The 25,021-nt window shown below is 64.1% G+C and carries 21 protein-coding genes and 1 pseudogene; 15 read left to right on the top strand and 7 right to left on the bottom strand.

Going from position 1 to position 25,021, the window contains the following annotated elements; all coding sequences use genetic code 11:
• The 6 genes from EN906_RS01830 to EN906_RS01855 all read right to left on the bottom strand — a co-directional run.
• The coding region (locus EN906_RS01830) for an aminotransferase class I/II-fold pyridoxal phosphate-dependent enzyme (protein WP_127375051.1) at positions 1 to 502 on the bottom strand (502 nt) is incomplete at its 3' end.
• A 223-nt stretch (positions 503 to 725) separates the two neighbouring features.
• Positions 726 to 1,187, bottom strand: coding sequence for a MucR family transcriptional regulator (locus EN906_RS01835; RefSeq protein WP_127270031.1), 462 nt, complete (start codon positions 1,185 to 1,187; stop codon positions 726 to 728).
• Between the two features lie 215 nt (positions 1,188 to 1,402).
• The gene (locus EN906_RS01840; protein ID WP_127267459.1) at positions 1,403 to 2,122 is read right to left on the bottom strand and encodes an ROK family protein; all 720 of its coding nucleotides are present in this window, start codon (positions 2,120 to 2,122) and stop codon (positions 1,403 to 1,405) included.
• Positions 2,123 to 2,134: 12 nt separating this feature from the next.
• Positions 2,135 to 3,511, bottom strand: coding sequence for a glucose-6-phosphate dehydrogenase (zwf, locus tag EN906_RS01845; protein WP_127267460.1), 1,377 nt, complete (start codon positions 3,509 to 3,511; stop codon positions 2,135 to 2,137).
• Between the two features lie 22 nt (positions 3,512 to 3,533).
• A complete protein-coding gene (gnd, locus tag EN906_RS01850; RefSeq protein ID WP_127267461.1) occupies positions 3,534 to 4,547 on the bottom strand; it encodes a phosphogluconate dehydrogenase (NAD(+)-dependent, decarboxylating) in 1,014 nt (337 codons plus the stop codon).
• A 63-nt stretch (positions 4,548 to 4,610) separates the two neighbouring features.
• Complete coding sequence (locus EN906_RS01855) at positions 4,611 to 7,031, bottom strand: glucan 1,4-alpha-glucosidase (RefSeq protein ID WP_127270029.1); 2,421 nt, start codon at positions 7,029 to 7,031, stop codon at positions 4,611 to 4,613.
• A 331-nt stretch (positions 7,032 to 7,362) separates the two neighbouring features.
• Here EN906_RS01855 and EN906_RS01860 point away from each other — a divergent pair, with 331 nt between their 5' ends.
• The 9 genes from EN906_RS01860 (at position 7,363) to EN906_RS01900 (ending at position 18,285) form a co-directional block, all read left to right on the top strand.
• A complete protein-coding gene (locus tag EN906_RS01860; RefSeq protein ID WP_127267463.1) occupies positions 7,363 to 8,634 on the top strand; it encodes a histidine kinase in 1,272 nt (423 codons plus the stop codon).
• Positions 8,634 to 9,356, top strand: a complete 723-nt coding sequence (locus tag EN906_RS01865) for a response regulator transcription factor (protein ID WP_127267464.1) — start codon at positions 8,634 to 8,636, stop codon at positions 9,354 to 9,356. Before EN906_RS01860 ends, EN906_RS01865 begins: the two co-directional genes overlap by 1 nt.
• 113 nt (positions 9,357 to 9,469) lie before the next feature.
• On the top strand, positions 9,470 to 10,438 hold the full coding sequence (locus tag EN906_RS01870) for a YihY/virulence factor BrkB family protein (protein WP_245456784.1): 969 nt from the start codon (positions 9,470 to 9,472) through the stop codon (positions 10,436 to 10,438).
• A gap of 195 nt (positions 10,439 to 10,633) precedes the next feature.
• On the top strand, positions 10,634 to 11,524 hold the full coding sequence (locus EN906_RS01875; protein WP_127267466.1) for an SMP-30/gluconolactonase/LRE family protein: 891 nt from the start codon (positions 10,634 to 10,636) through the stop codon (positions 11,522 to 11,524).
• A gap of 96 nt (positions 11,525 to 11,620) precedes the next feature.
• Positions 11,621 to 12,634, top strand: a complete 1,014-nt coding sequence (locus EN906_RS01880) for an ABC transporter substrate-binding protein (RefSeq protein ID WP_023811211.1) — start codon at positions 11,621 to 11,623, stop codon at positions 12,632 to 12,634.
• 49 nt (positions 12,635 to 12,683) lie between these two features.
• A complete protein-coding gene (locus EN906_RS01885) occupies positions 12,684 to 14,153 on the top strand; it encodes a sugar ABC transporter ATP-binding protein (protein ID WP_127270027.1) in 1,470 nt (489 codons plus the stop codon).
• A gap of 1 nt (position 14,154) precedes the next feature.
• A complete protein-coding gene (locus EN906_RS01890) occupies positions 14,155 to 15,135 on the top strand; it encodes an ABC transporter permease (RefSeq protein ID WP_164748786.1) in 981 nt (326 codons plus the stop codon).
• A 3-nt stretch (positions 15,136 to 15,138) separates the two neighbouring features.
• Entirely contained in the window at positions 15,139 to 16,086 is a 948-nt protein-coding gene (locus EN906_RS01895; RefSeq protein ID WP_127270023.1) for an ABC transporter permease, read from the top strand.
• Positions 16,087 to 16,212: 126 nt separating this feature from the next.
• Positions 16,213 to 18,285 carry a 3-hydroxyacyl-CoA dehydrogenase NAD-binding domain-containing protein gene (locus EN906_RS01900; protein WP_127270021.1) on the top strand — a complete coding sequence of 691 codons (2,073 nt, stop codon included), beginning with the start codon at positions 16,213 to 16,215 and terminating at the stop codon, positions 18,283 to 18,285.
• Positions 18,286 to 18,632: 347 nt separating this feature from the next.
• Here EN906_RS01900 and EN906_RS01905 read toward each other — a convergent pair whose 3' ends face one another.
• Complete coding sequence (locus EN906_RS01905) at positions 18,633 to 19,439, bottom strand: LuxR C-terminal-related transcriptional regulator (protein WP_127270019.1); 807 nt, start codon at positions 19,437 to 19,439, stop codon at positions 18,633 to 18,635.
• A gap of 114 nt (positions 19,440 to 19,553) precedes the next feature.
• On the opposite strand from EN906_RS01905, the gene EN906_RS01910 reads away from it, so the two are divergent.
• The 6 genes and pseudogenes from EN906_RS01910 to EN906_RS01935 all read left to right on the top strand — a co-directional run.
• Positions 19,554 to 20,690: an ABC transporter ATP-binding protein gene (locus EN906_RS01910; protein ID WP_127270017.1), complete on the top strand. Its 1,137-nt coding sequence runs from the start codon at positions 19,554 to 19,556 to the stop codon at positions 20,688 to 20,690.
• Complete coding sequence (locus EN906_RS01915) at positions 20,671 to 21,834, top strand: spermidine/putrescine ABC transporter substrate-binding protein (RefSeq protein ID WP_127266979.1); 1,164 nt, start codon at positions 20,671 to 20,673, stop codon at positions 21,832 to 21,834. The genes EN906_RS01910 and EN906_RS01915 overlap by 20 nt, the downstream gene beginning before the upstream one ends.
• A 64-nt stretch (positions 21,835 to 21,898) precedes the next feature.
• Positions 21,899 to 22,762, top strand: coding sequence for an ABC transporter permease (locus tag EN906_RS01920; RefSeq protein ID WP_127266978.1), 864 nt, complete (start codon positions 21,899 to 21,901; stop codon positions 22,760 to 22,762).
• Complete coding sequence (locus tag EN906_RS01925; protein ID WP_127266977.1) at positions 22,762 to 23,574, top strand: ABC transporter permease; 813 nt, start codon at positions 22,762 to 22,764, stop codon at positions 23,572 to 23,574. Before EN906_RS01920 ends, EN906_RS01925 begins: the two co-directional genes overlap by 1 nt.
• A 10-nt stretch (positions 23,575 to 23,584) precedes the next feature.
• Positions 23,585 to 24,346: a glucose 1-dehydrogenase gene (locus EN906_RS01930; protein ID WP_127266976.1), complete on the top strand. Its 762-nt coding sequence runs from the start codon at positions 23,585 to 23,587 to the stop codon at positions 24,344 to 24,346.
• Positions 24,347 to 24,644: 298 nt separating this feature from the next.
• Positions 24,645 to 25,021: pseudogene (locus tag EN906_RS01935) on the top strand (hypothetical protein); the annotation flags it as partial.

The raw sequence follows: 25,021 nt of genomic DNA on the forward strand, positions 1-25,021 counted from the left end.
CATCGAGCTCGGTTCGGCTCATCATCGTGCCGGTCGGGTTGTGCGGGCAGGTGACGCTGATCAGCTTCGTGTCCGGCCGCAGCGCCGCCTTGACGCGTTCGACATCAATGGCGAAGCCTTCCTCGAAGGCCAGGTCGACAAAGCTGATGGCGCAGCCGATCGCCCTTGGGGTTTCGATGTTGGTGGCGTAGTTGGGCCTGATGACGACGAGATGGTCATTGGCCGACAAGAGCGAGGTCGAGATGATGAACAGCGCGCCCGCGGCACCGGCAGTGACCAGGACATCATCCGGCGAAATGCCGGCATCCTGCGCCGAGATCAGTGCACGCAACTGCTTGTCGCCGCGATGCTCGCCATAGAAAAGCGTGAGATCAGGCAGCGACAGGCCGATGTCGGAGAGCTTCTGGTCGGCGATCGAACTTTCCGAAAGATTGTAGCGGATACGGTCATAGCCGTATTCTTCCGGCGCTTCTTTCTCGATCACCATCCTGGTGTAGTTCATGGCTCGCTCCCCTAGAGCAGTTCACCGTTTCACGGAAACGGCGACCCGCTCTAACTCCTTGTTTTTAGGCAATTCCGGACGGAAAACCGTTTCACAATTTTCCTGGAATTGCTCTAGCAACCCGTCCACCTATCCAAGCCATAAAAACATGAAGCCTGCCAAGGCGAATTCGCCGGCAGGCTTCTGTTCCAGTCGTCCTAACTGTTGGCTCAGGACTGAATGTTCAGGCCGAGGCCTTGGCCTTCCTGCCCTTGGCGGGTGCCTTCACGGGGGCAGCCTTGCGGCCGAGGCCGATGGATTTCGCCAGCAGCGAACGCGAGGCCGCGTAGTTGGGAGCGACCATCGGATAGTCCGACGGCAAGCCCCATTTGGCGCGATAGGCGTCCGGTGTCAGGCCGAAATGCACGCCCAGGTGACGCTTCAGCGATTTGAACTTCTTGCCGTCTTCGAGGCAGATGATGAAATCGGGTGTCACCGACTTCTTGGGGTTGACCGCCGGGACCAAGGGGGCAGCCACCGGGACCGCAGGCTTGCCGAGCGCGTTTATCGAGGCGCTGACGCTGGCGATGAGGTCGGCCAGGCCGGAGGCGGGCAAGCGGTTCTTCTCGACGTAAGCGGACACGATGTGAGCGGTCAGCTCGAGCAGATCGATGTCTTTACGGGCACTGTTGCTATCGTCGGTCACTCTATTTCTCCGTCTACAGCGAATGACCTGAAAATCGGATTCGACTTCCGGAAAGGATCATGCGCGAAATCAAAATGCTATGGCGTCCTTCGTGCGTCCACGGGACGAATGGCGTTGGTGTAGCGCGGAATTCCTAGTCGGCAAATCTGCGTATTGCAACGACTTGATGTCAGGTCACACGTTATTTTGAACAACTATATTAAACAATAACAGTATCAGACTATCAGCGCTTTGTCGCGCCACAAACGAAACCCGCCTTCGAAGGCGCGTGTGTTGTCGCCGCGCCTGGAGTCGGCGGGCAATTCATCGAGCTTGTCGACGTTGCCGCCGCCAATCACGACATAGTCCGGCTGCATGGCGGCACGGAGCCGGTCGACGACGTCGAAGACGTATTTGCGCCATTTCTTCTTGCCGCGCTTTTCCAGGCCGCGTTCGCCGACATAATCCTCGAAACTCCTGCCCTTCTTGTAGGGCAAATGCGCGAGTTCCATCGGTTGGGCGACGTTGTCGGCGATCATCGCCGCACCGAGACCGGTGCCGAGCCCGAGGAACAGCATGCGCCCGCCCTCGTAGCTGCCGATGGCTTGCATCAGCGCATCATTGACCACTTTCACCGGTTTGCCGAACGCGCCCGCAAAGTCGAATCCAGCCCAGCCCTTGCCGAGATTGGCGGGGTCGGCGAGCGGCCTGTTGTGATTGACCGGGCCGGGATAGCCCATCGAGACGACGTCGTAGGACAGGCCTTCGGCGAGCTTGTTGACCACGTCGATCATCTGCTGCGGCGTCAGGCCCGGCCCCGAATCGGCGCGGCGCTCCTCGCCGCCGGCGCTGGTGAGGATCTTGACGTGCGAGCCGCCGATGCCGATCGTGAGCACGATCTTTTCAGTGTCCGGCTTCTCGGTGCCCGATGCAGGTTGCTTCACCGCCTTGGCCATCGTGTGGTCCTCTCACTTCACCGGATCGATCCAGCCATTGGGCGGCCCGAACCCGGCCATGACGTCCGCCGGTCCCCATGTGAGCGGCTCGTAGAGATGCGGCGGCGTGGTGTCGCCAAGCACCGGGCCGACGATGCGCCAGGCCAGTTCGCTGGCGTCCTGGCGGGTGAACAACTGCCCGTTGCCGTTCATGGCGTCGCCGATCAAGCGCTCATAGGGCGGCATGTCGCCCTTTGAATCGTCGAGCGCCGTCAGTTCGACCTGCTCGCCGATCATGTCGTCGCCCGGCGCCTTGCGCTGTGCTCCGATGGCGATCACCACCTGTGGGTCGATGCGGAAGCGGACGTAGTTCTGGTCGGCGGGCTTGATCGGATCGAAGACATCGAGCGGCGGCCGCTTCAGCCGCACCACCACTTCGGTGACATGCACCGGCATGTTCTTGCCGGCGCGGATGAAGAACGGCACGTCCTGCCAGCGCCAGGTGTCGACGAAGAAACGCACCGCCGCGAAGGTCTCGACGGGCGAGTTCGGCGCCACGCCGGGCTCGGCGAGATAGCCGGTGAACTGGCCACGCACGACATCGTCTTTTGTCAGCGTCCTGATCGCGCGCAGCACCTGCACCTTCTCATCGATCAGGTCGTCGGCGGAACGGCCGACAGGCGGCTCCATGGCAAGCAGCAAAAGGATGTTGAGCAGATGGTTCTCGATGACGTCCCTGATGCAGCCGACATCGTCATAGAAGCGGCCACGTCCCTCGACGCCGAAATCCTCGGCCATGGTGATCTGCACGCTCTCGACGTAGTTGCGGTTCCAGATCGGCTCGAGCAGCGAATTGGCGAAGCGGAAATAGAGCAGGTTCTGGATCGCTTCCTTGCCCAGGTAATGGTCGATGCGGAAGATCGACTGTTCGTCGAACACCAGATGCAGGACCCGGTTCAGCCAGCGCGCCGATTGCAGATCGTGACCGAAGGGCTTTTCCACCATCAGCCGCGCGCCATGCGCCGTGCCTGATTGCTCCAGCCCCTGGACGACGGTCTCGAACATGGTCGGCGGCACCGCCATGTAATGCAGCGGCCGCTGCGCGGTGCCGAGGGCGTTTTTCAGTTTCTCGAACGTCGCTCCGTCACGGTAGTCGCCGCTGACGTAGCGCAGCAGCGAGGCGAATTTGGCGAACGCTTTCTCGTCGATCTTGCCGAGCGCATTGACGATGCCGTCACGCGCGCGCGCCTGCAATTGCTTGAGGTCCCAGGCATCGAAGGCGACGCCGATCACCGGTTCGGTGAGCGTGCCCTTGGCGACCATCTGGTAAAGGGCTGGAAATATCTTCTTGTGGGCGAGATCGCCGGTTGCCCCGAAGAGCACCAGCGTGTCGGACCGTTCCTGGCTCATGCGCGTGTCTCCCCCCGTGTCGTCACTTGCCGGCCTTCGGCTTCTCGACATGGCCGCCAAAGGCATAGCGCATGGCGGAGAGCAGCTTGTCGGCGAATTCGGATTCGCCCTGCGAGGAGAAGCGGTCGAACAGCGCCGAGGACAGCACCGGAGCCGGCACGCCGGTGTCGATCGCCGCCTTCAGCGTCCAGCGCCCTTCGCCGGAATCCGAAACGCGGCCGCCGAAATTCACCAGGCCCGGATCGCTTTTCAAGGCGCCGGCCGTCAAGTCGAGCAGCCAGGAGCCGATAACGCTGCCATGCCGCCAGACCTCGGCCACCTGCGGAAGGTCGATGTCGAACTGGTAGTATTGCGGGTTTTCCAGCGGACTGGTCTCGGCGTCCGCCGTCCGTTGCCGCTTGCCGGCATTGGCCGACTTCAGGATGTTCATGCCTTCGGCATAGGCGGCCATGACGCCATATTCGATGCCGTTGTGCACCATCTTGACGAAGTGGCCGGCACCGCTCGGTCCGCAATGCAGATAGCCAAAGGGCGCGGTGCCGGCATCCCCAGGCGGATTGGCGCCGACGTCGGCGCCCGGTGCCAGCGTGGCGAAGATCGAATCGAGGTGCTGCACCGCCACGTCGGGGCCGCCGATCATCAGGCAGTAGCCACGCTCCAGGCCCCAGACGCCGCCGCTGGTGCCGACATCGACAAGATGGATACCCTTGCCGGCCAGTTTCGCGGCCTGGTCGACGGCGTCGTGGTAGTAGGAATTGCCGCCGTCGATAACGATGTCGCCGGGCTCCATCAGGGCCGCCACCTGATCGATGATCCTGCCGGTGATCGCCGCCGGCAGCATCAGCCACACGCAGCGCGGCTTGGCCAGCTTGCCGACGAATTCTTCCAGCGAGGCCGCCCCTGACGCGCCGTCGGTCACCAGGGCGGCGACGCTGGCCGGGTTGATGTCGTAGACGACGCATTCGTGGCCGTCGCGCATCAGGCGCCGGACCATGTTGGCGCCCATCCGGCCCAGTCCCATCATTCCGATCTGCATGGTTTCGTCCCTGTTTTCTACGAGATTTGCGGGGTTATCGAGGGAAGGTCTACTGGCTGTGATCTACTGGCCATCTTGGTCGCCCGATATGACGGAGAAGTCGACATTCTCCCAATCGCCGGTCCCGGGCCAGAAAAAAGTGAAGAGCAGCGTGCTTCCCTCGGGGAGGCTTGCCGCGGGCAGATCGGCAAGATGGATGCCGAAGGCGTTCTCCACCGTCTGGCTGTCATGGGCGGTCGCCCAGTTGTCGGTGCTCCAGTGAACTGTAGCCGGGTCCAACAATTCGACGCGCAACGTCTTGCCCTCCGGCATGGTGCGGATCTTGTTGTTGAACCGCCAGGTCCTGAACGAGGATACGGTCTTGTCCTCGATATAGCGCTTGACGCCTTGCGGCGGCATGTCGAAGACCGCGCCGTCGCGCAGCGAGCGCAGCAGCTTGATATGCTCCGAATGCGCCCAGACCAGCGGCATGGCGCTGCCCGAGGGTCGGCCGTGCAGCAGTTCGCGTTCCGGCAGATCGGCGCCGTCCCAGACCTGCTCCGGCAACAGGCCGCCCGGTCCGGCCGAGCCTTCCAGCGCTGCCAGCAGGCTGGCTGCCTTTTCCCTGCGCCCAGCCGCCAGCTCATAGTGGGCGCGTTCGCCGGCCAGCAGCGGCCAGGGGCGACCCTGGCCGGTGCCATCGAAAGGCGCGCCGTCTTCGTGCTCGCCATAGCCGTCACCATTGTAGCGGTACCAGAGCGGCCCTTGCGGCAGATCGCAGCGCAATTGCGCGTCGATGACCTTGACCGTGTCTGTCATGCGCGGATCGTCAGCCGCCCGCAGACCGAAGCGGACAAGTGCCAGTGCATCCGGGCTGACGATTTCCTCGGGCGGCCGGTCGGTGTCGCCAGGCGGCCGGTTCTTGATCGGGACATAGCCGTCCTTCGGCGAACCGGCCTCGGCGCTGTCGGGTGGTGCTATGCGGACATAGTAGCCTTCGACGCCGACTTGACTGCAGATCGCCGTGCCGGTGACGTAGGTCCAGCGCTCGACCTGGTCGTTCCAGACGTCTGATGTCTCGCGCAGATACGTCGCGGCGTCTGTCTTGCCGCAGGCGTCGAGCAGGTCTGCCGCGGCAAGCAGTGCGGCGATTTCGACGGCGAGCGTGAACGGGCTGTAGCCGGCATCCTCTTCCCAGCGGTCCTCGCCGGTGACGGGCCCGTTGCGCACGACATAGCCGGCGGCGCGCTCGATCATCGGCAGGAAGGTCATGAGCCTGGCGCGGGGCAAATGGCCGGCGCGGCGCAAAGCGTCGGCCAGCAGCAGCGGAAAGGCGCATTCGTCCATCTGGATGCCGGGCCAATAGGCCGATCCGTCGAGCCAGGCGTTCTGCGGCCAATGGCCGTCCGGCTGCTGGATGGAGCTGAGGTAATCGAGGATTTGCAGGGCCGAGGCAGCATCGCCGGCAGCAAGAAAGCCGCCCGCCGTCTCGACCAGATCGCGCGGCCAGACCAGATGGTAGCCGCCGAGGTCGTCGTCACCCTTGTTGAAGCCCCACGGGATCGACAGGCTGGCGACCGCGGCGCCTGGTGTCGCGATCGACCGGTGCGTCGCCAGTACCGCGGTGCTGGTGCGATAGAAGTTGATCCCGGGCACCGCGTGCCGGTCGTCCAGCGGCAGCAAGCCCTTTTGCCAATTGCGCCAGTTCTGAAGATAGGAGTTCGCCGCGGGTTCAAAACCCTGCTTCAGGCTGGCGAAAGCATGTTCCGCGGCCTCCTCAGGCGTCGCGCCAAATCCCAGCGCCAGCAAAGCCTTGGTCCTGGTCGCGGAAAAGCCGATCTCGCCCGTCAGCGCAACATTGCCGTCCTCGGCCCGCTGGTATGCAGCGTCGAGCTCACCTGTATTGTGGAGTTGCTGCCAACCGTCGGAAAAGCCGACATAGCCGGCCGAACCGGTTCGCCAGGGCAGCGACGAGGCCAGCGCCAGGCAAGAGCCGCGCCCCGAGGCGAACAGCATGGGCTTTCCCTCGTGCTCGCCGACCCAGGCGGTGTTGCCCATGCCGGCATTGACCAGATGCGGCGCCAGAAGCGCGTAGACGCGGTAGTCACCGGGCACCCCTTTCAGCGCCGTGAAGGTGATTTCCTGCAGCAGCGCCGGGCGCTCCGGGTCGGCGAGGATACGCTTTTCGATCCGCCAAGCGCCGTCATTCGCCGTATTGACCAGCCTGTAGGCGGGCACGCCGTCCTCGAACGGTTCGATCGTATGCCCGGCATCGCGTTTCTCTTCCGAAAAATAGCCGCCGGGACCGGTGACGATCAAGCCGAGGTCGCGGGTGCAGGCGCTGTCGACGCGCGGATAGTAGACTTCGTTGAGGATGCCGTGGCTGATCGTAAACCAGATCCGGCCGGCCGGCGAAAGCGACGTTCCGACGCCACTCTTGGCGCTTGATGTCCAGCGCGCCGGGATCCCCGGGGCGCCCGGAGCAACGTTTTGCGTCACTGGCATTCTGTTTCGCTCTCCTGGCCTCCTCCCTAGACCAGGACGCGAACCCTTTACAATCATTGCACCGCAAGTTGATCGGCCGGTCCAACGGCAGGGCAACGAACTCGGGCTGACGGGTTTCTTCGGAGCCTTCGCCCGCCATTGGCTGACGGAGCATCAAGCGAACAACCCGCCTGTGCGGCGGGTCACTGGCGCAAATCAGCACCATGGACAAAAATGTACCATAGCTGAGGTCACCGAGTCAAGAAAAAATTCCTATAGTCAACGGCGCCGTCGTTGACAGCGGCGGCGGCATGCGTCCACTATTTCGCGGCACGGGAGGATCGTGAAAGCAATGGCGGAAGTGTCCCTGGTCCTGATCGACCGGCTGCTGGCGATATCGCGGGCGCTTGCCGGCCATATCGATCCCGGCACGGCGTTCCGCGCGACCGCCATCGAGATCGGCACGCTCATCCCGCACGACCATATCGATCTGGCTGTGCTGTCTCACGATGGGCGCATGCATGCCTGCTACGAAGCCGGTTTCCACACCAGTTGGAGCGAGCTCGCCCAGCATCCGGTGGAAGGCAGTCCGATTCGCTTCGTGTTGTGGGGCAAGACGCCTTACCTGTTGTCGGACAACGCGCTTGTCGACGACCGTTTTCATTTTGCCGGCGCTTTCGACGAGCCGATTTTCGCGGCCAAGCTGCGCAGCCGCATCATCGTGCCGCTCAGGGCGCGCGGTAGCGTCATCGGCGCGCTCAACATCAGTCGGCACGAAATCGGCTGCTACACGCTTGCCGATGTCGCGGTCGCCCAGCAATGCGCCGATCTGATCGCGCCCTATATCTTCGCGCTGATCCAGACCGAGGAGGCGCGCCGCGCCATGCTGGCCGAGAGCGAGGCGCGCAACCGCGTCGAACTGCTGCGCGTAGGCGCCTCGCAATTGACCGAGGGCATGGAGCGCGAACGCCGCCGCATGGCCATGGACCTGCACGACCAGACGCTTGCCGATCTCGCCCGCATCGCGCGCCAGCTTTCGGCCTTGCGCGGCCAGGGCGTGGCGCGGGCCGCGCAGCTTGCCGACCTCGAGCAGGAGGTCGCCGGCTGTCTGACGGAACTGCGCCACATCGTCGACGCCATGCGGCCGAGCGTGCTCGAACTGTTCGGCCTGCGCGATGCGGTCGAAGCGCATCTCAACCGCAGTGTCAGCAAGGCCAAGCCGCCGATCGCCGTGCGCATCGCCGACACCAGCGACGGCGGCGCCGACAGTTTGCCGGAGCCAGTGCGGACCGCGCTCTACCGGATCGTGCAGGAAGCGATCAACAATGCCGTTCGCCATGCCGCGCCGCACCGCATCGACGTGCTGCTGGCGTCGACCGCAAGCGTGCTGCGGGTGATCGTGACGGATGACGGCCAGGGCTGCGGCACCGTCGACCCGGCTGCGTATGGCGGCATCGGCCATATGCACACGCGGGCAGCCCTTATTGGGGCGCGGCTGCGCATCGGCCAGGCCGGCCGCAAGAACGGCGGCACCCGTGTCGTCGTCGAGATCGACCGCCAGCCGTCGCGAGAATTGGCGGCGGCAGCGGTGCCTGGCGAGTTCGCCGTATCGGAGGCCATGTGATGCTTGTGATGATCGCCGAGAATGACGGGCTGCACCGTAGCTTCGCGCGGCGGACGGTGGAGCAGCTGTGGCCCGGCGACGTCGAGGTGATCGAGGCGAGCGACGGCGAGGACGCCATCAACCTGGCGGCCCAACGCGAGCCACTGCATGTCGTGCTCGATTTGCAGATGCCGAAGGCGACGGGAATCGAAGTTGCCAAGGCGATCTGGAACCGCCGCGCCGGCACGCACATCCTGTTCTGGTCGAATTTCGCCGACGAAGCCTATGTGCGCGGCGTGGCACGCATCGTGCCGCCCGGTTCGGTCTACGGCTATGTGCTCAAATCGGCGACGGAGGAGGGCATGCGGTCCGCGCTGCGCGGGGTTTTCCGCGAAGGCCACTGCATCATCGACCGCGAGATCCGCGGCATCCAGCACCGCGTGCAGGACAAGTTCGAGGGCATCACCGACGGCGAATATGAGAGCCTGATCGACATCGCGCTCGGCCTGACCGACCGGGCGATCGCGGCGCGGCGCGGCCTGTCGATCCGTGGTGCGCAGAGCCGCATCAAGCATGTCTATGACAAGCTCGGCATCGTGCCGGCGGACGACGGCGCCGGCGATGCTTCCGTGTTCAACTCGCGGACGCGGGCGATCTATCTCGCCATGGCGCGTGGCCTGATCAACATCGACGCACTGCGCCGCGAACAGGACCGGCTCGATGCCTGGCTGGCGGAGCACTGAACAGCGGCGGCCACGCCCCGGAACTTCGGAAGGTCAGGCGCATTGCTAGTGAACGCCAACTCAATGCCTGCGGACCCGAAGTGCGACCCTCAATCACAGATTCATGGCATCTGGTGCGTGAAAGCATAGTCGGCTTCATCAACGACAATGCGCTTAGCCATGGTGCTGCGATGGCTTTCTATGCCACCACCTCGCTGGCGCCGATCTTGCTGATCGTGGTTGCGATTGCTGGTCTCGTCTTCGGCCACGATGCCGCACAATTGGCCTTGTCCGCGCAGATATCAGGGCTGATGGGACCGGAAAGCGCCGATCTCCTGAAGACTGCGCTGGAAAGTGCATCCGACAGTCTGTACGGCACCTGGGCCGCGATCATAGGGCTGGTCACCTTGCTGGTGGCCGCGTCTGGTGTCTTCGGCGAAATGCAGCAATCGTTGAACACGATCTGGAAGATCGAACCGCAAGGCAATTCCCTGTCGCGTCTGGTGCGGGCGCGGGCCGCCAGTCTGGGGTTGGTGGCCGCACTCGGGTTCCTGTTGCTGGTCTCTCTCATCGCAAGCACTGCGATTTCGGCACTGGGCGATTTCATCAACGCCTATCTGCCGTTCGGAACGATCATACTCAGCGGGATCAATGGCGTCGTTTCGTTTGCACTTATCTCGGTGATGTTTGCCGCCATCTACAAGGTTCTACCCGATCGAACCCTGGAATGGCGCGATGTGGCAATTGGCGCTATCGGGACCGCGGCCCTGTTCACACTGGGGAAATCGCTTATCGGCTGGTATATCGGCACCAGCGCGGTTGCGTCTTCGTATGGCGCCGCCGGCGGCCTGCTCGTCATACTGCTCTGGGTTTACTACTCGTCGGAAATTTTCCTCCTCGGTGCCGAGTTCACGCGCGCCTATTCCGTTCGGCACGGCAGCCGGTCCGATCTGAAAACCTTGGTTCACAGCCCTTTACCCGCGCAGCACGACTCGGCTCGAACACAACAGGAGTCCAACGCTGCAGGCGTGGTCGTGCTCGTGGCTGTGGCGTGCGCGAGCGCAACCTTGACCGCGCTTTTGCGGAGTGGTCGCCGGCCCTGATCTGACGTCGTCGCTATCCCGTGCTCGATAGGCACGGCCGACTGTGCAAACGCACAGTCGGCCGTGCGCTTTGACCCGTATCGGCTCGTCGGTACCGCGCCTACGCTCTGCCCCAACAAGAAGCCTATATCGGGAAGCGCTCATGCCATTTGTCACCATGCGGAGTAGCACGGCTGTTCGCGCCGGGAGCCGATGATGTCGGTGTCGGCGCGTGCGCGCCATTCCGGCTTCGACGACGTCGTCGGCGATGCGACCATTGAGACCCTGGCGAGCGGCTTCGGCTTCCTCGAAGGGCCGGTCTGGCACCCCTACGAGAAATGGCTGGTCTTCTCCGACATTCCGGAAAGCCGGATCTATCGCCGCAGTGCCGAAGGCGAGATCGAGCTGTTCCGCGCGCCGAGCCACAAGGCCAATGGCAACACGCTGGACCGCCAGGGGCGGCTGGTCACCTGCGAGCACGCAACGAGCCGGGTGACCCGCGCCGAACCCAACGGCAGCGCGACGGTGCTTGCCACGCACCATCAGGGCAAGCAGCTCAACAGCCCGAACGACATCGTCGTTGCCACCGGCGGATCGATCTATTTCACCGATCCGGGCTATGGCCGGAGGGAATTCTATGGCGTGCCACGGCCACAGGACCTGCCGTTCCAGGGCGTCTATCGCATCGATGGCGATGGCGCCCGGCTGACATTGCTGGCTGACGATTTCGGGCAGCCGAACGGGCTGTGCTTTTCGCTGGACGAGTCGCGGCTGTTCATCAACGACACCGAACGCGGGCATATCAGGGTGTTCGGCGTCGAAGCCAATGGCGACCTCGATGGCGGCGCGGTGTGGGCAGTGACCGAGGGCGAGGGGCCGGGGGCGCCCGACGGCATGAAGATCGACAGCCGCGGCAATCTTTACTGCACCGGACCCGGCGGCATCCACATTTTCGACGCCTCGGGCGCCATTCTTGGCGTCATCCGGACGCCCGAGGATTGCGCGAATTTCACCTTCGGTGACGACGATCTGCAAAGCCTCTACATCACCGCGTCGACGTCGCTGTACCGGCTCAGGGTGCGCGTGCCGGGATTGAGACTGTTTTGAGCTCGCGACAATCCGTGCTCAAATCAGAGTTGGGAGTGAGGCCGGGGTCAAAGCCGGTGGGAATGCAGCAGTCAACACATCTGGGAGGATAACGACATGAAGAAACTGTTCGTTCTGGGCGCTCTGGCGGCAATGCTCGCCTCGGGCACGGCGCTGGCCGACACCAGTGGCAAGAAGATCGCTTTTTCCAACAATTATGCCGGCAATTCCTGGCGGCAGGCGATGCTCGACAGCTATGGCATTGTCACCAAGAAGGCGGTCGCCGACAAGATCGTCGGCGCGGCCGACATCTTCACCACCGCCGACAAGGAGGTGCCGACACAGGCGGCGCAGGTGCAGAACCTGATCCTGCAGGGCTATGACGCGATCGTCATCAACGCGGCCTCGCCGGATGCGCTCAACGGCGCCATCAAACAGGCCTGCGATGCCGGCATCGTCGTCGTCTCCTTCGACGGCACCGTGACCGAACCTTGCGCCTACCGTGTCGTCGTAGACTTCAAGGACATGGGCAAGCAGGAAATCGAGCAGATGGCCAAGTTCCAGCCCAAGGGCGGCAATCTGCTGGAAATCCGTGGCCTTGCCGGGACCTCGATCGACGATGCCATCCATGCCGGCATCCTCGAAGGTGTCGCCGCCCATCCCGAGTTCAAGATCGTCGGTTCGGTGACCGGCGACTGGGACCAGACGACAGCGCAGAAGGCGGTGGCAACCATCCTGCCGTCGCTGCCCGACATCGTCGGCGTCGTCGACCAGGGCGGTGACGGTTACGGCGCGGCCCAGGCCTTCGCCGCCGCCGGCAAGCCGCGCCCGACCATCATCATGGGCAACCGCCAGGACGAGCTGCAGTGGTGGAAGGAGCAGAAGGACAAGGACGGCTACCAGACCTGGTCGGCTTCGATCGCGCCCGGCGTGTCGTCGCTCGCCTTCTGGGTGGCGCAGCAGGTGCTCGACGGCCGCACCGACATTCCGCACGATCTGCTGGTGCCGTATCTGGCCTTCACACAGGACGATTTCGAGGCCGAGCTGCCGAAGATCCCCAAGGGCGGCGTCGCCAGCCACGAATACACGCAGGAAGACGCGATCGCGGCCATCAAAGCCAACATCAAGTGAGCCTTGAACAAGCGTTGCCCTCCGGATCATCGAGCGGATATCGTTGAGCATGCCTGAAGGGAACGCTGACATCATCAGACTGAACGGCGCCGAAAAGCATTTCGGCGCCGTTCGCGCGCTGGGCGGCGTCGATTTCCATGTCGGCCCCGGCGAGTGCGTTGGTCTCGTCGGCCACAATGGCGCCGGCAAATCGACGCTGATGCACATGGTGGCTGGCACGCTGGTGCCCGACAGTGGCAAGATCGGCGTGCATGGCGACACCGAGGACAACTACTCGGTGTCGCGGGCGCAGCAGCTCGGCATACGCTGCGTCTTCCAGGAACTGTCGCTGTGCCCCAACCTCAGCGTCGCCGAGAACACGCGCATCAACCACGCGTCGCTGCGCGGCTTCGGCTGGCGGCGCAAGGCGGCGGATCTGATCGCCGCCAAGCTCGACGAGATCTTTCCGGGCCACAGCATTTCGGCGTCCGATATTGTCGGCGATCTGTCGATCGGCCGGCGCCAGATGGTGGAAGTGGCGCGCGCCTTCACCGTCACTCAGGATCGGCTCGACCTCGTCATCCTCGACGAGCCGACATCGTCGCTCGATGCGCATACGGCGGGCCAGCTGCTGGCCTTCGTGCGCCGCTTCGTCGCCGGCGGCAAAAGCTGCATCCTGATCTCGCATGTGCTGGGTGAGGTGCTGCGCAACGCCGATCGCATCGTGGTGATGCGCGACGGCAAGGTGGTTGTCGCCGACGCCGCCAGTGCCTTCGACCGCGACCGGCTGGTGACGGCGATGGGCGGAGCGGAGGCGCGCCAGAAGATCGCGGCGCAAATCGCGGCTGCCAAGCCCGCCGCCAGTCCGCTACGGGTCCGGGCGCGGCCCGCCGCGCAGAAGGACGGCACCGACCTCGTCGCCTGCGCCGGCGAGATCATCGGCCTTGCCGGTCTGGCGGGACACGGCCAGACCGATCTGCTGCTGGCGATCTTCACTGCTGCATCGCGCGCCCGGGCCGGTATCGAGGTGACCGCACCGGTGGCGCTGGTCGCCGGCGACCGCCAGTCGGACGGCATTTTTCCGCAATGGTCGATCGCTGAGAACATCGGCATCCGCTCGCTGGCGCGGTTGCGCAGCGGGCTGCTGATCTCGCCGCAGCGCGAGGCCGAGCTCGCCGCATTCTGGCAGAAGAAGATCGGCATCCGCACGCCCGATATGAACAACAACATTTTCTCGCTGTCGGGCGGCAACCAGCAGAAGGCGCTGTTTGCCCGCGCGCTCGGCTCGGACGCGCAGATCGTGCTGATGGACGACCCGATGCGCGGCGTCGATATCGGCACTAAGCTGGAGGTCTATGACCTCGTGCGCGAAGAGGCTGCCCGAGGCCGCACCTTCCTCTGGTACACCACGGAAACCGAAGAGCTCGACAATTGCGATCACATCTATGTCTTCAAGAACGGCCGCATCGTCGCCAATCTGCGCCGCGACGAGTTGACCGAAGAGAAGATCATCCAGTCCTCATTCGGCGATGCGGCCTGAGATGACGGCCGCCAGCCTCGACACCGCCGCCAGGACGTCCGCCGAGCGAGGCGCACTGGCCCGTGCCCGTCTGTTGCGCGGGCTGCTGCCGGCGCTGTCGCTGGCGCTGGTGCTGCTCGCCATCGCCTGGCTCAACCCGCGCGCCATCAGCTATTTCGGGTTCAGCCTGATGCTCAATTTGGCGATCCCGATCGCGCTGGCGACCATCGCGCAGATGTTCGTTATCGCCGGAAACGAGCTCGACCTGTCGATCGGTACTTTCGTCGGCTTCGTCGGCTGTGTCACGGCGACCTGGCTGAAGGACGCGCCGCTCATCGGCGTGATGATCCTGCTCGGGTCGATAGGCGTCTATGCGCTGCTCGGCGCGCTGATCCATCTGCGCAATTTGCCTTCGATCGTGGTGACGCTCGGCATGAGTTTCGTCTGGCAGGGGCTTGCCATTCTCGTCTTGCCCAAACCGGGCGGCAAGGCGCCGGACTGGCTGCTCGGGCTGATGGCGTTCAAGCCGCCCTTCATTCCGTTCCCGATCATCGCCGCGCTGCTGATCGGCCTCATCGTTCATTTCGGCCTGATGCGCACTTCCTATGGCGTGATCCTGCGCGGCTCCGGCGGCAATCCGGCGGCACTCGGCCGCGCCGGCTGGTCGCTGCTCAAGACCAAGATCGTGCTGTTTGCGCTGGCCGGTCTGTTCGGCGTGCTGTCCGGCATGGCGCTGATCGGCATCACCACCTCGGCCGACGCCAATATCGGCAATGGCTACACGCTGCTGGCGATCGCCGGCGTCATCCTCGGCGGCGGCGAATTCGTCGGCGGCCGGGTGTCGCCGATAGGTGCTGTGATCGGCGCGCTGACGCTGGCGCTGGCGGCCTCGCCGCTGCTCACCTTCATGCACATTCCACCCGATTGGCAGGTTGCCGCCAACGGCGCCATCCTCATCATCGTGCTGGCGGCGCGGGTGCTGATCAGCCGCAAGGAGAGGTGAGCGATGACATCGGTGAAATCGCTGCTCGCCAAACCCTGGATCTGGTCGTTCATTGGCGCGCTTCTGGTGTGGCTGGCGACGATCGCCTTCACCGGCGGTTATGGCGCCGGCGGCATGGTGACGGCGGCCCTGTCGCTGGCGGTGTTCACCGTCATTGTCGGCGTCGGCCAGATGTTCGTCATCACACTCGGCCCGGGCAATGTCGACCTGTCGCTGCCGGCCAATATCGGCCTTGCCAGCGCCGTCGCGATGAAAGTGATGGACGGCAATGATTCCATGATCGTGGTCGGGCTGCTGGCGGCGCTTGCCTGCGGGGCGGCGATCGGCGCCGCCAACTATCTGCTGATCTGGGCGCTGCGCATCCCGCCGATCATCGCCACGCTGTCGGCCAGCTTCATCATCCAGTCGATCGACATCAGCTACGGACGCGGCTTGCAGATCAAGCCGCCGCCGGGCTTCGCCGATTTCGCCAACCGGCAGATACTCGGCATTCCGGTGCTGGCCATCCTCACCGTGCTGTTCACCATCGGTGCGGCCATCGCCCTGCAGCGCATGATCTATGGCCGCTCGGTGCTGGCGATCGGCCAGAATATCCGCGCCGCCTGGCTCGCCGGCGTCAATGTCGGCCGCATCCGTTTCCTCACCTACACGCTGTCTGGTGCGCTCGGCGGCATCGACGGCGCGCTGCTCGCCGGCTATTTCCGTGGCGCCAATGTCGATATCGGCAATGAGTATCTGCTGGCCTCGATCGCGGTCGTCGTCATCGGCGGCACGTCGGTCGCCGGCGGCAAGGCCAATGTGCCCGGGGTCTGGGGCGCGGCGCTGTTCCTGGTGCTGCTTTTGACCATGCTCAACACGTTTGGGGTGAGTGCCGGGGTGCGATTGCTGCTCACGGGGCTGATCATTGTCGGGGTGATCACGGCGGCGGGCGGGCAGAAGGCGCCGCGGTAGGCTCCGCCTTCGTCGTCCCAGGCCTGTAATCATTGTGCCAGGCCGACATCCGGTTCCAATCGGCGTCATAGCGCTGTAAATCCCGTTCGCGCGGCCACGGCCGCTGAATAGCGCTGGGAGGTTTGCGTGTCCGATTTCGTGAAGGTCAGCCGCCACGGCGATGTCGCCGTCGTCACCATCGACAACCCGCCGGTCAACGCGCTGAGCTTCCATGTCCGCGAGCCGCTGATGCAGGCGCTGGTTGAGTTGCGCGACGATGCTTCGGTTGCCGCCATCGTCATTGCATGCGCCGGCCGGACCTTTGTCGCTGGCGCCGACATCACCGAATTCGGCAAGCCGATGCAGCAGCCGGAGCTGCGCGCCATCGTGGCGACGCTGGAAACCATCGCCAAGCCAACGCTAGCCGCCATCCACGGCACCGCCCTCGGCGGCGGGCTGGAGCTGGCGCTCGGCTGCCATTTCCGTATCGCCGACGTCGGCGCCAAGCTCGGCCTGCCGGAAGTCAAGCTCGGCCTGTTGCCGGGCGGTGGCGGCACGGTACGGCTGCCGCGCCTTGTCGGCGCGACGAAGGCGCTCAGGATGATCGTCTCCGGTACGCCGATCGGCGCGACCGAGGCGCATGAAGCCGGCCTCGTCGACGCTGTCTTCGATGGCGATCTGGCCACGCATGCCGTGAACTTCGCTGGGGAAATCGCCCGCAAGGGTGGCCCCTTCACGCCGGTGCGTGATCGCAATCAGGGACTCAAGGAGACCGACCTGGCGGCTTTCGACGCCGAGGCTGCGGATCTTGCCAGGAAAGCGCGCGGGCTCGAGGCGCCGATCGCCTGCGCGCAGTCGGTGCGCAATGCCGTCACGCTGCCCTTCGATGCGGCGCTGGCGGCGGAACGTGCGTTGTTCGTGAAACTGGTCGGCAGCGACCAGTCGCGGGCGCAGCGGCATTTGTTCTTCGCCGAACGTGAGGCGGCAAAGGTTTCGGGAAAAGACATCGTCAAACGCAGGATTGCCCGCGTCGGCGTCATCGGCGCCGGCACGATGGGCGGCGGCATCGCCATGGCCTTCGCCAATGGCGGCTATCCCGTGACTTTGCTGGAAACCAGCCATGAGGCATTGCAGCGCGGCTTGGCGACGATCGACAGAAACTACTCGGTGTCCGTCACGCGCGGTTCGCTAAGCGAAGTCGCCAAGCGCGAGCGGCTCGCCCAGTTCAAGGGCTCCACCGATTATGCCGATCTCGCCGATTGCGACCTGATCGTAGAGGCGGTGTTCGAGGACATGGCGGTCAAGAAGGAGGTGTTCGGCAAGCTCGAAGCGGTGGCCAAACCGGGCGCGATCCTCGCCACCAACACCTCCTATCTCGACATCAACGAAATCGCCGCCTCGACCTCGCGGCCGCAGGACGTGCTCGGCCTGCATTTCTTCTCGCCGGCCAATGTCATGAAGCTCCTGGAGATCGTGCGCGCCGACAAGACCGCGCCCGATGCGCTGGCGACCGTCGTCGACCTGGCGCGGCGGATCGGCAAGGTGGCCGTTGTCGTCGGCGTCTGCCACGGCTTCGTCGGCAACCGCATGCTGGCCGCGCGCGGCTCGGAATCGGAAGCGCTTCTTCTGGAAGGCGCGACGCCCAGCCAGATCGACCAGGTCTTCACCGATTTCGGCTGGCCGATGGGGCCTTTCCAGATGGGCGATCTCGCCGGTCTCGACATTGGCTGGCGCAACCGCAAGGCGCGTGGCCTGTCGGCCGTGATCGCCGACACGCTGTGCGAACAGGGGCGTTTCGGCCAGAAGACCGGCCGGGGTTTTTACCTTTACGAGGCTGGCGCGCGTACACCAGTGCCGGATCCCGAGGTTGAAGCGCTGATCCGCGACAAGGCCGCGGAGAAGGGCATCGTGCCGCGCGCGATCAGTGCGGAGGAAATCATCGAGCGCACGCTTTACCCCCTGGTCAACGAGGGCGCCAAGATCCTTGAGGAAGGCATAGCGGCCCGTGCGTCCGACATCGATGTCGTCTGGGTCAATGGCTACGGCTTTCCCATCGGCAAGGGCGGGCCGATGTTCTGGGCTGGCCTCGAAGGCCCGGCCAGGATCATCGAGCGGCTCGAGTACTGGCATCAACGGACAGGCAAGGACGTGTTCAAGCCGGCGCCCCTGCTGAAGCGGATGGTCGAGACCGGGTCGTGGAACGGCGACGCGATAGCCTGATCAATCGTCATGGGCAATCCACCCAATTGTCGAGGTCTGCGCTGCCCCTCATCGCCCTGCCGGGCGTTCGTTGTTCGAAAAGCCAAGCAGTTGGCTTTTCGTCCGCTGCGCGGACCACGCCTCGACTCCCCGTATAGTGACGGGGAGAAGGGGCTCGCGATAACCTCGTCGCCTGTCTTGCAACGTTGGACATTGGCGAAACCGGTAATTACTGCGCCCCTCTCCCCGTCCCTATACGGGGAGAGGATGCCGGCAGGCAGGTGAGGGGCAGCGCCGGCGTTCGCAAAAAAGTGACGCGAATTCGAAATCCGAAGCGATTGCCCAGGTAAGCGGCGGGGGCGAAGTAGCTACCTTATCCGCGCGTCGATGATCTCGACGAAACGTGCGAACAGGCCAGCCTGCGACTTGATCTTGAGCTTGCGGTAGATGTTGCGGCGATGGACCTTCACGGTTCCCGGCACGATGCGCATGGCCCTGGCGATCGATTCCGTCGAATGCCCCTGCAGCACAAGGTCGACGACATGTTTTTCGCGCGGCGTCAGCGACAGGCTCTGCCAGATGTGGGCGCGGTCGAACTCGTTGACCGGAGTGGTTGTCTCGTCCTGCTGCGCCTCTGCCGGTTCGTCGGCCGGAAGGGCGGGCCAGCGCAGCCTGGCGAAGCTGATCACCGCCGGCGCCATGTCGCGCAGCAATCTGGCATCGGCGGTGCCGAACGGGCCTGAAGCGCGCAGCCGCATCAGTGAGAGCACCAGCGCATCCTTGCCCGGTAACGGCACGAAGAAGCCGACCTCCTCGGCCAGCCTGGTCTGGCTGTAGTAGGAGCGGAAATACTCGCTGGCATAGAAGCGGTCCGGCGCCAGTTCGCGCATGCGCCAGAACCCTTCCTTGCGCTCGACCGCCGCGTGATGGAACGGGTCGAGCAGATAGGGTCCCTCCTGGTAGAGCGCGACGAAGACGTGGCTTTCGGCCGGCGAGAAGGTTTCGAACAGCAGCGGCGGGCGCGCCGCGCCGCGATAGCCGAACACCACGCAGTGGTCGAAGCTGACATGGAGCCGCAGCCAATCGACCAGCGCATTGCCGAACAGGTCGCCACTGGTCTCCCGCGTCGCCGCGACGAGCGTGGCGAGCTGGCTGTATTCGTCGCTGCGGGACAATCTATACCCCCTTAAACGAGAAAATAGATCAGATATACCACCTGAGAGGTATATACTAGCCGCCATTGGCTCTGGTAGCGTCCCGATATTGCCCTGTTGCTGGAGCCATCAGCCTTGACCGCAGTGCCGGACATCGAGTTTCGCGGCGTCACCAAGCGCTATGGCGCGGTGACCGCGGTCAGCGGCATCGATCTCGCTGTCCCGCCCTCCGCCTTTGTCGCGTTGCTCGGGCCGTCCGGCTGCGGCAAGACCACCTGCCTGCGCATGATCGGCGGCTTCGAGCAGCCGAGCGAAGGCCGGGTGTTCATTCGCGGCCAGGACATGGCCGGCACGCCGCCCTACCGGCGGCCGGTCAACATGGTGTTCCAGCAATACGCGCTGTTTCCGCATCTCGATGTCGAGGACAATGTCGCCTACGGGCTGCGCCAGGCGCGGCCAAGGCTGTCTTCGCGCGAGATCGCCTCAAGAGCGGGCGAGGCGCTCGAAATGGTGCGGCTCGCCGGCTATGGCCGCCGCAAGATCCACGAACTGTCGGGCGGCCAGCAGCAGCGTGTGGCGCTGGCACGAGCCCTGGTCAACAAGCCGGCGGTGCTCTTGCTCGACGAGCCGCTGGCTGCGCTCGACAAGAAGCTGCGCACCGACATGCAGATCGAGCTGCAGAACCTGCAGCGCGAGATCGGCATCACCTTCGTGCTGGTCACGCACGACCAGGAGGAAGCGCTGTCGATGAGCGATTTCGTCTGCGTCATGAACGGCGGCCGCATCGTCCAGCTCGGGCAGCCGAGCGAGATCTATGACGAACCGGCCGATTTGTTCGTCGCCGATTTCGTCGGCAAGACCAACCTCTTGAGCGGTACCGTCGCCGGACATTCGGGCGATCTGGTGGAGGTGGCGCTTGCCGACGGCACCGTCATTGCAGCGCGCAAGCGCACCGCCCTGCAGCAAGGTGAGGCCGTTTCGGTCAGCCTTCGTCCTGAATCGCTCAGCCTTGGCGCTCAGACGGGCGGCCCTTTCAAGGGCATCGTCCGCAACCGAATTTTCCTCGGCTCGACAGCGGAATACGCGATCGAGGTCCAGGGCATCGGAACGCTGCTGGCCAAGGCCGATCACCTGATCGGCCACGGCAATCTCTTCAAGCCGGGTGAACCCGTCGCCATCGGCTTTGCCTCCGGAACGCCGCTGGCGTTTGCGGAGACCAAGAACAACGGGGCCAACCAGAGGGTAGATAAACATGTCGAAATCATATCGTGACGGACTGCCGATAAGTTCCGAGAAATTCGTCGACCAGTTGATGCGCCTCAAGCGCGGCTCGATCGGCCGCCGCGACTTCCTCGGCCTTACCGGCCTTGGCATTGCCACGGCGGTGATGGCGCGCGAGATCGGCATCATGCCGACACCGGCCTTCGCCGCGGAAAGCCTTGGCGACCGCATGTCGATCGCCACCTGGCCGAACTATCATGATCCGGCGACCTTCGAGAACTTCAAGAAGGACACCGGCGTCGCCGTCGAGGTCAATGTGTTCGGCTCCAATGAGGAGATGCTGGCCAAGCTGCAGGCCGGAGCCTCGGGCTGGAGCCTGTTCGTGCCGACCAACTACACGATTTCCACCTACAAGAAACTCGGCATCATCGAGCCGCTGGAGATGGCGAAGCTGCCGAATTTCGACGGCTCGCAGCAAGATCCCCGCTTCACTGGGGAAGGCACGATCGATGCGGTGACCTATGCGGTGCCGAAGAACTGGGGCACCACCGGCTTTGCCGTCAACACGAAGAAGCTGACCAAGCCGATGACCACCTGGAAGGAGTTCTGGGATACCGCCATGGCCGAAGGCGACAGCCGCACCATGGTGCACGACTACCAGCTGACCACGATCGGCAATGCGCTGAAATATTACGGCTATTCGTTCAACTCGTTGAAGCAAGACGAGCTCGCCAAGGCGGAGGAACTGCTGCTCAAGGTCAAGCCGCATCTGTTCGCGGTCTCCTCCGACTACCAGCCGGGCATGCGCGCCGGCGACGCCTGGATGACGATGTGCTGGACGAACGATGGCGCGCAGTTGCATCGCGACATTCCCGAGATCGCCTATGTGCTGGGCAAGGAAGGCGGCGAGATCTGGACCGATTTCTACGCCATTCCGAAAGATGCGCCGAACAAGCCGGCCGGCTACGCCCTGCTCAACTACCTGATGAACCCGCAGGTGGCGGTGAAGGAGCATCTGGCCAATGGTGCGCCGTCGACCGATGCGCGGGTCAACAAGCTGCTGCCCAAGGAAGTGCTCGACAATCCGATCCTCTATCCGGCGGCCGACCTGTTGACGCCGCTGGAATTCGGCGCGGCGGCAACGCTGACAGATCCCGGCCGCGCAGAGCTGATGGCGCGCTTCAAGTCGGCCTGAGGGGCGGTCTGGCGCGGACAATTGACCGGCGGGCATATGTCCGCCGGTATCGGGGCGGTTTTCAATGCGCGGCAATAGATTTCGTCACAACCTCACGACCGCCATGCTGCTCGGTCCGGCGACCGCGTGGCTGGTGGTGTTTCTGGTGCTGCCATTCATTGCCATCGCGGTGTTCAGCGTCGGCGAACGGGCGCCGGAAGGCGGCTATCAAGCGGCTTTCACCTTCGCGCAATATGCCAATCTTCCGGCGCGGGCGGCTGCCTTCTGGAACACGATGGTGCTGGCGCCGATAGGGGCGCTCGCCTGTCTGCTCGTCGCTTATCCCGTTGCTTATTATCTTGCTCTGCGCGCACCGCAGCGCTGGCGGCTGATCCTGCTGGCGCTAGTCGTCATTCCGTTCTGGACCAGCCTTTTGATGCGGACCTATGCCTGGATGTATATCCTGGGCGGGCGCGGCATCCCGGCTCTGCTGTCCTATATCGGTTTCGAGGATATCAGGCTGATCAACACGCCGGGCGCGGTGCTGCTCGGCATCGTCTATGGCTACCTGCCGCTGATGATCCTGCCGATCTATGTCAGCCTTGAGCGGCTCGACCGCCGGCTGCTGGAAGCCTCCGCCGATCTCGGCGCGACGCCGCTCTCGACCTTCCTCGGCGTGACCCTGAAACTGTCGCTGCCGGGCGTGATGACCGGCTTCTCGCTGGTCATGATCCTGCTGCTGGGCGAATATCTGATCCCGACGCTGCTTGGCGGCGGCAAGGTGTTCTTTATCGGCAATGCGCTGGTCGACCTGTTCCTGCAATCGCGCAACTGGCCGTTCGGTTCGGCCATCGCGATCACGCTGGTGCTGGTTTCGGTGGTGGTGCTGATTGCCGCCAATCGCATTTCGACCCGGGTTTCGGGCGCCCGCCGGGTGGATTTGATCTGATGCGCGCCTTCGTCATTGTGGTGTTCGCCTTCCTCTATCTGCCGATCGCACTGGTCGTGCTGTTCTCCTTCAACGCCGGCCACCATGCCAGCGAGTTCACCGGCTTTTCGGTGCAATGGTACGGCAAGGCGCTGGCGAACCCGTTCCTGGTCGAAGCGCTGAAGAACAGCCTGTTCATCGCCACCACCAGCGCCTTGCTGGCGGCGTTGTGCGGCACTGCGGCGGCACTCGGCCTGGCGCGCGTCGGCATCAGAACACGCGCGGTCTTCGATGCGCTTCTGGGCGCCGCGATCGTCGTTCCGGGCGTCGTCATCGGCATTTCGACACTGGTCGCGCTCGTCCAGCTGTTCACGGTCGTCAATCCGTTCCTCGCCTCGATCTGGCCCGACGACCAGCCGCCGCGCCTGGCGCTCGGCTACGGCTCGATCATCGCGGCGCACGGCCTGTTCTCCATGGCGCTGGTGACGATGATCGTCGGCACGCGTCTCGGCAGCCTCGACCGCAATCTGGTCGAGGCGTCGAGCGATCTCTACGCCACGCCATTGACGACGTTCCGCTCGATCGTGCTGCCGCAGATCATGCCGGCCGTCGTTGCCGGTTTCCTGCTCGCCTTCACCTTCTCCTTCGACGATTTCATTGTGGCCTTCTTCGTCGCCGGGGCGCAGACGACGCTGCCGATCTATGTCTTCGCGTCGATCCGGCGCGGCGTGACGCCGGAGATCAACGCCATCGCGACGATCGTGCTCGTCGCTTCCGTGCTGCTTGTGGTGCTTGCCCAATGGCAATTGCGCCAGCGCAAGCCGTCGAACTGAAAGTCGCATCATGATCCTCAAAGACCGCATCGCCGTCGTGACCGGCGCCGGCTCCGGCATCGGGCGCGCCGGCGCCATGATCATGGGCAGGGAAGGCGCGGTGGTCGTCATCGCCGACAGGGATCAGGCCGCCGGCGAAGCAACGGCTTCGGACATAAGGGCAGTGGGCGGGCAGGCCGAGGCGATCGCCACTGACGTCGCGGACGATGGGGCGCTGGAAAAGCTCATTGCCGGCACGATCGAGAGGCACAGGCGCATCGACATCCTGCACAATCACGCCGGCATCCAGGTCGGCGGAACGCTGACCGAGGTCGAGGTCGGCGGCATGGACGCGTCATGGCGGGTCAATGTGCGGGCGCAGTTCCTGGCGGCCAGGATGGTCATGCCGTCGATGGTCGCACGAGGCGGTGGTGTCATCCTCAATACCGCCTCCAATTCGGGCGTGTTCTACGACCGCGAGATGATCGCTTACGCCACTTCCAAACACGCGGTAGTGGCAATGACGCGGCAGATGTCGCTCGACTATGCCCGGCACAATGTCCGCGTCAACGCGCTCTGCCCGGGCTGGGTCGACACGCCGTTCAACGAACCGTTCATCGCCCAGATGGGCGGACGCGAGGCGATCGAAACCTATGTCCGCACCAAGATTCCGATGGGACGCTGGGCCAGCGCCGATGAGATCGCGGAAGCGATCCTGTTCCTCGTCTCCGACCGCTCATCCTTCATGACCGGCCAGGCGCTGGTAATCGACGGCGGTGAAAGTATCGGCTGAGACTTGTGCTTTCTTTATCAATTGCCCTGTTTCAAAGCCTTTCCGATATACCACGTCACGACTTTCACCCATGCCGCTGGATTCCGGCAGGACTATAGTCCTGCCGGCATGGGACTTCAGTGCCATCGCCGTTCAAGAGCGCTGATTCGTGTTTAATATCAGATGGTTATGCTTCGGGCTGATCGGCAGATCGCGTATTGAGACAGCATTTGTCTAAAGTTTACTCTGTACAATTAGCGATTTCTCATAGGACGGTCACTAGCGGTCGGGCCAGGTGACGATTCCCGAGGAGATTACCATGACAAACCGGAAAACTCTGTTCGCGGCGCTTGCCGCATTGGCGCTTCTGGCGTCTCCGGCGCTCGCCGGAGCCGGCGGCAACGGGCACGGCGGCGGCAATGGCGGTGGCGCCTTTGCGCTTGGCGGCATCGTGTCTGTTTCGGTGGGCGGCAGCGGCAGCGCGGCCGGCAACGGAGACGAGGTCACCTATAACATCGCAAACGCCAAGGTCACGACGCGCGGCACCGATTCCATCGGCATCCTCGCCCAGTCGGTGGGCGGCGGCGGCGGCAATGGCGGCTTCGCTCTCGGTGGCGCGGGTCTCGTGGCTGTCGGCGTCGGCGGCGCGGCTGGGTCAGGCGGCTTCGCCGGGAAAGTCGACGTCACCAACGGCGG

The sequence above is a fragment of the Mesorhizobium sp. M7A.F.Ca.CA.004.06.1.1 genome, assembly GCF_003999135.1.
Classification (GTDB): Bacteria; Pseudomonadota; Alphaproteobacteria; order Rhizobiales; family Rhizobiaceae; genus Mesorhizobium.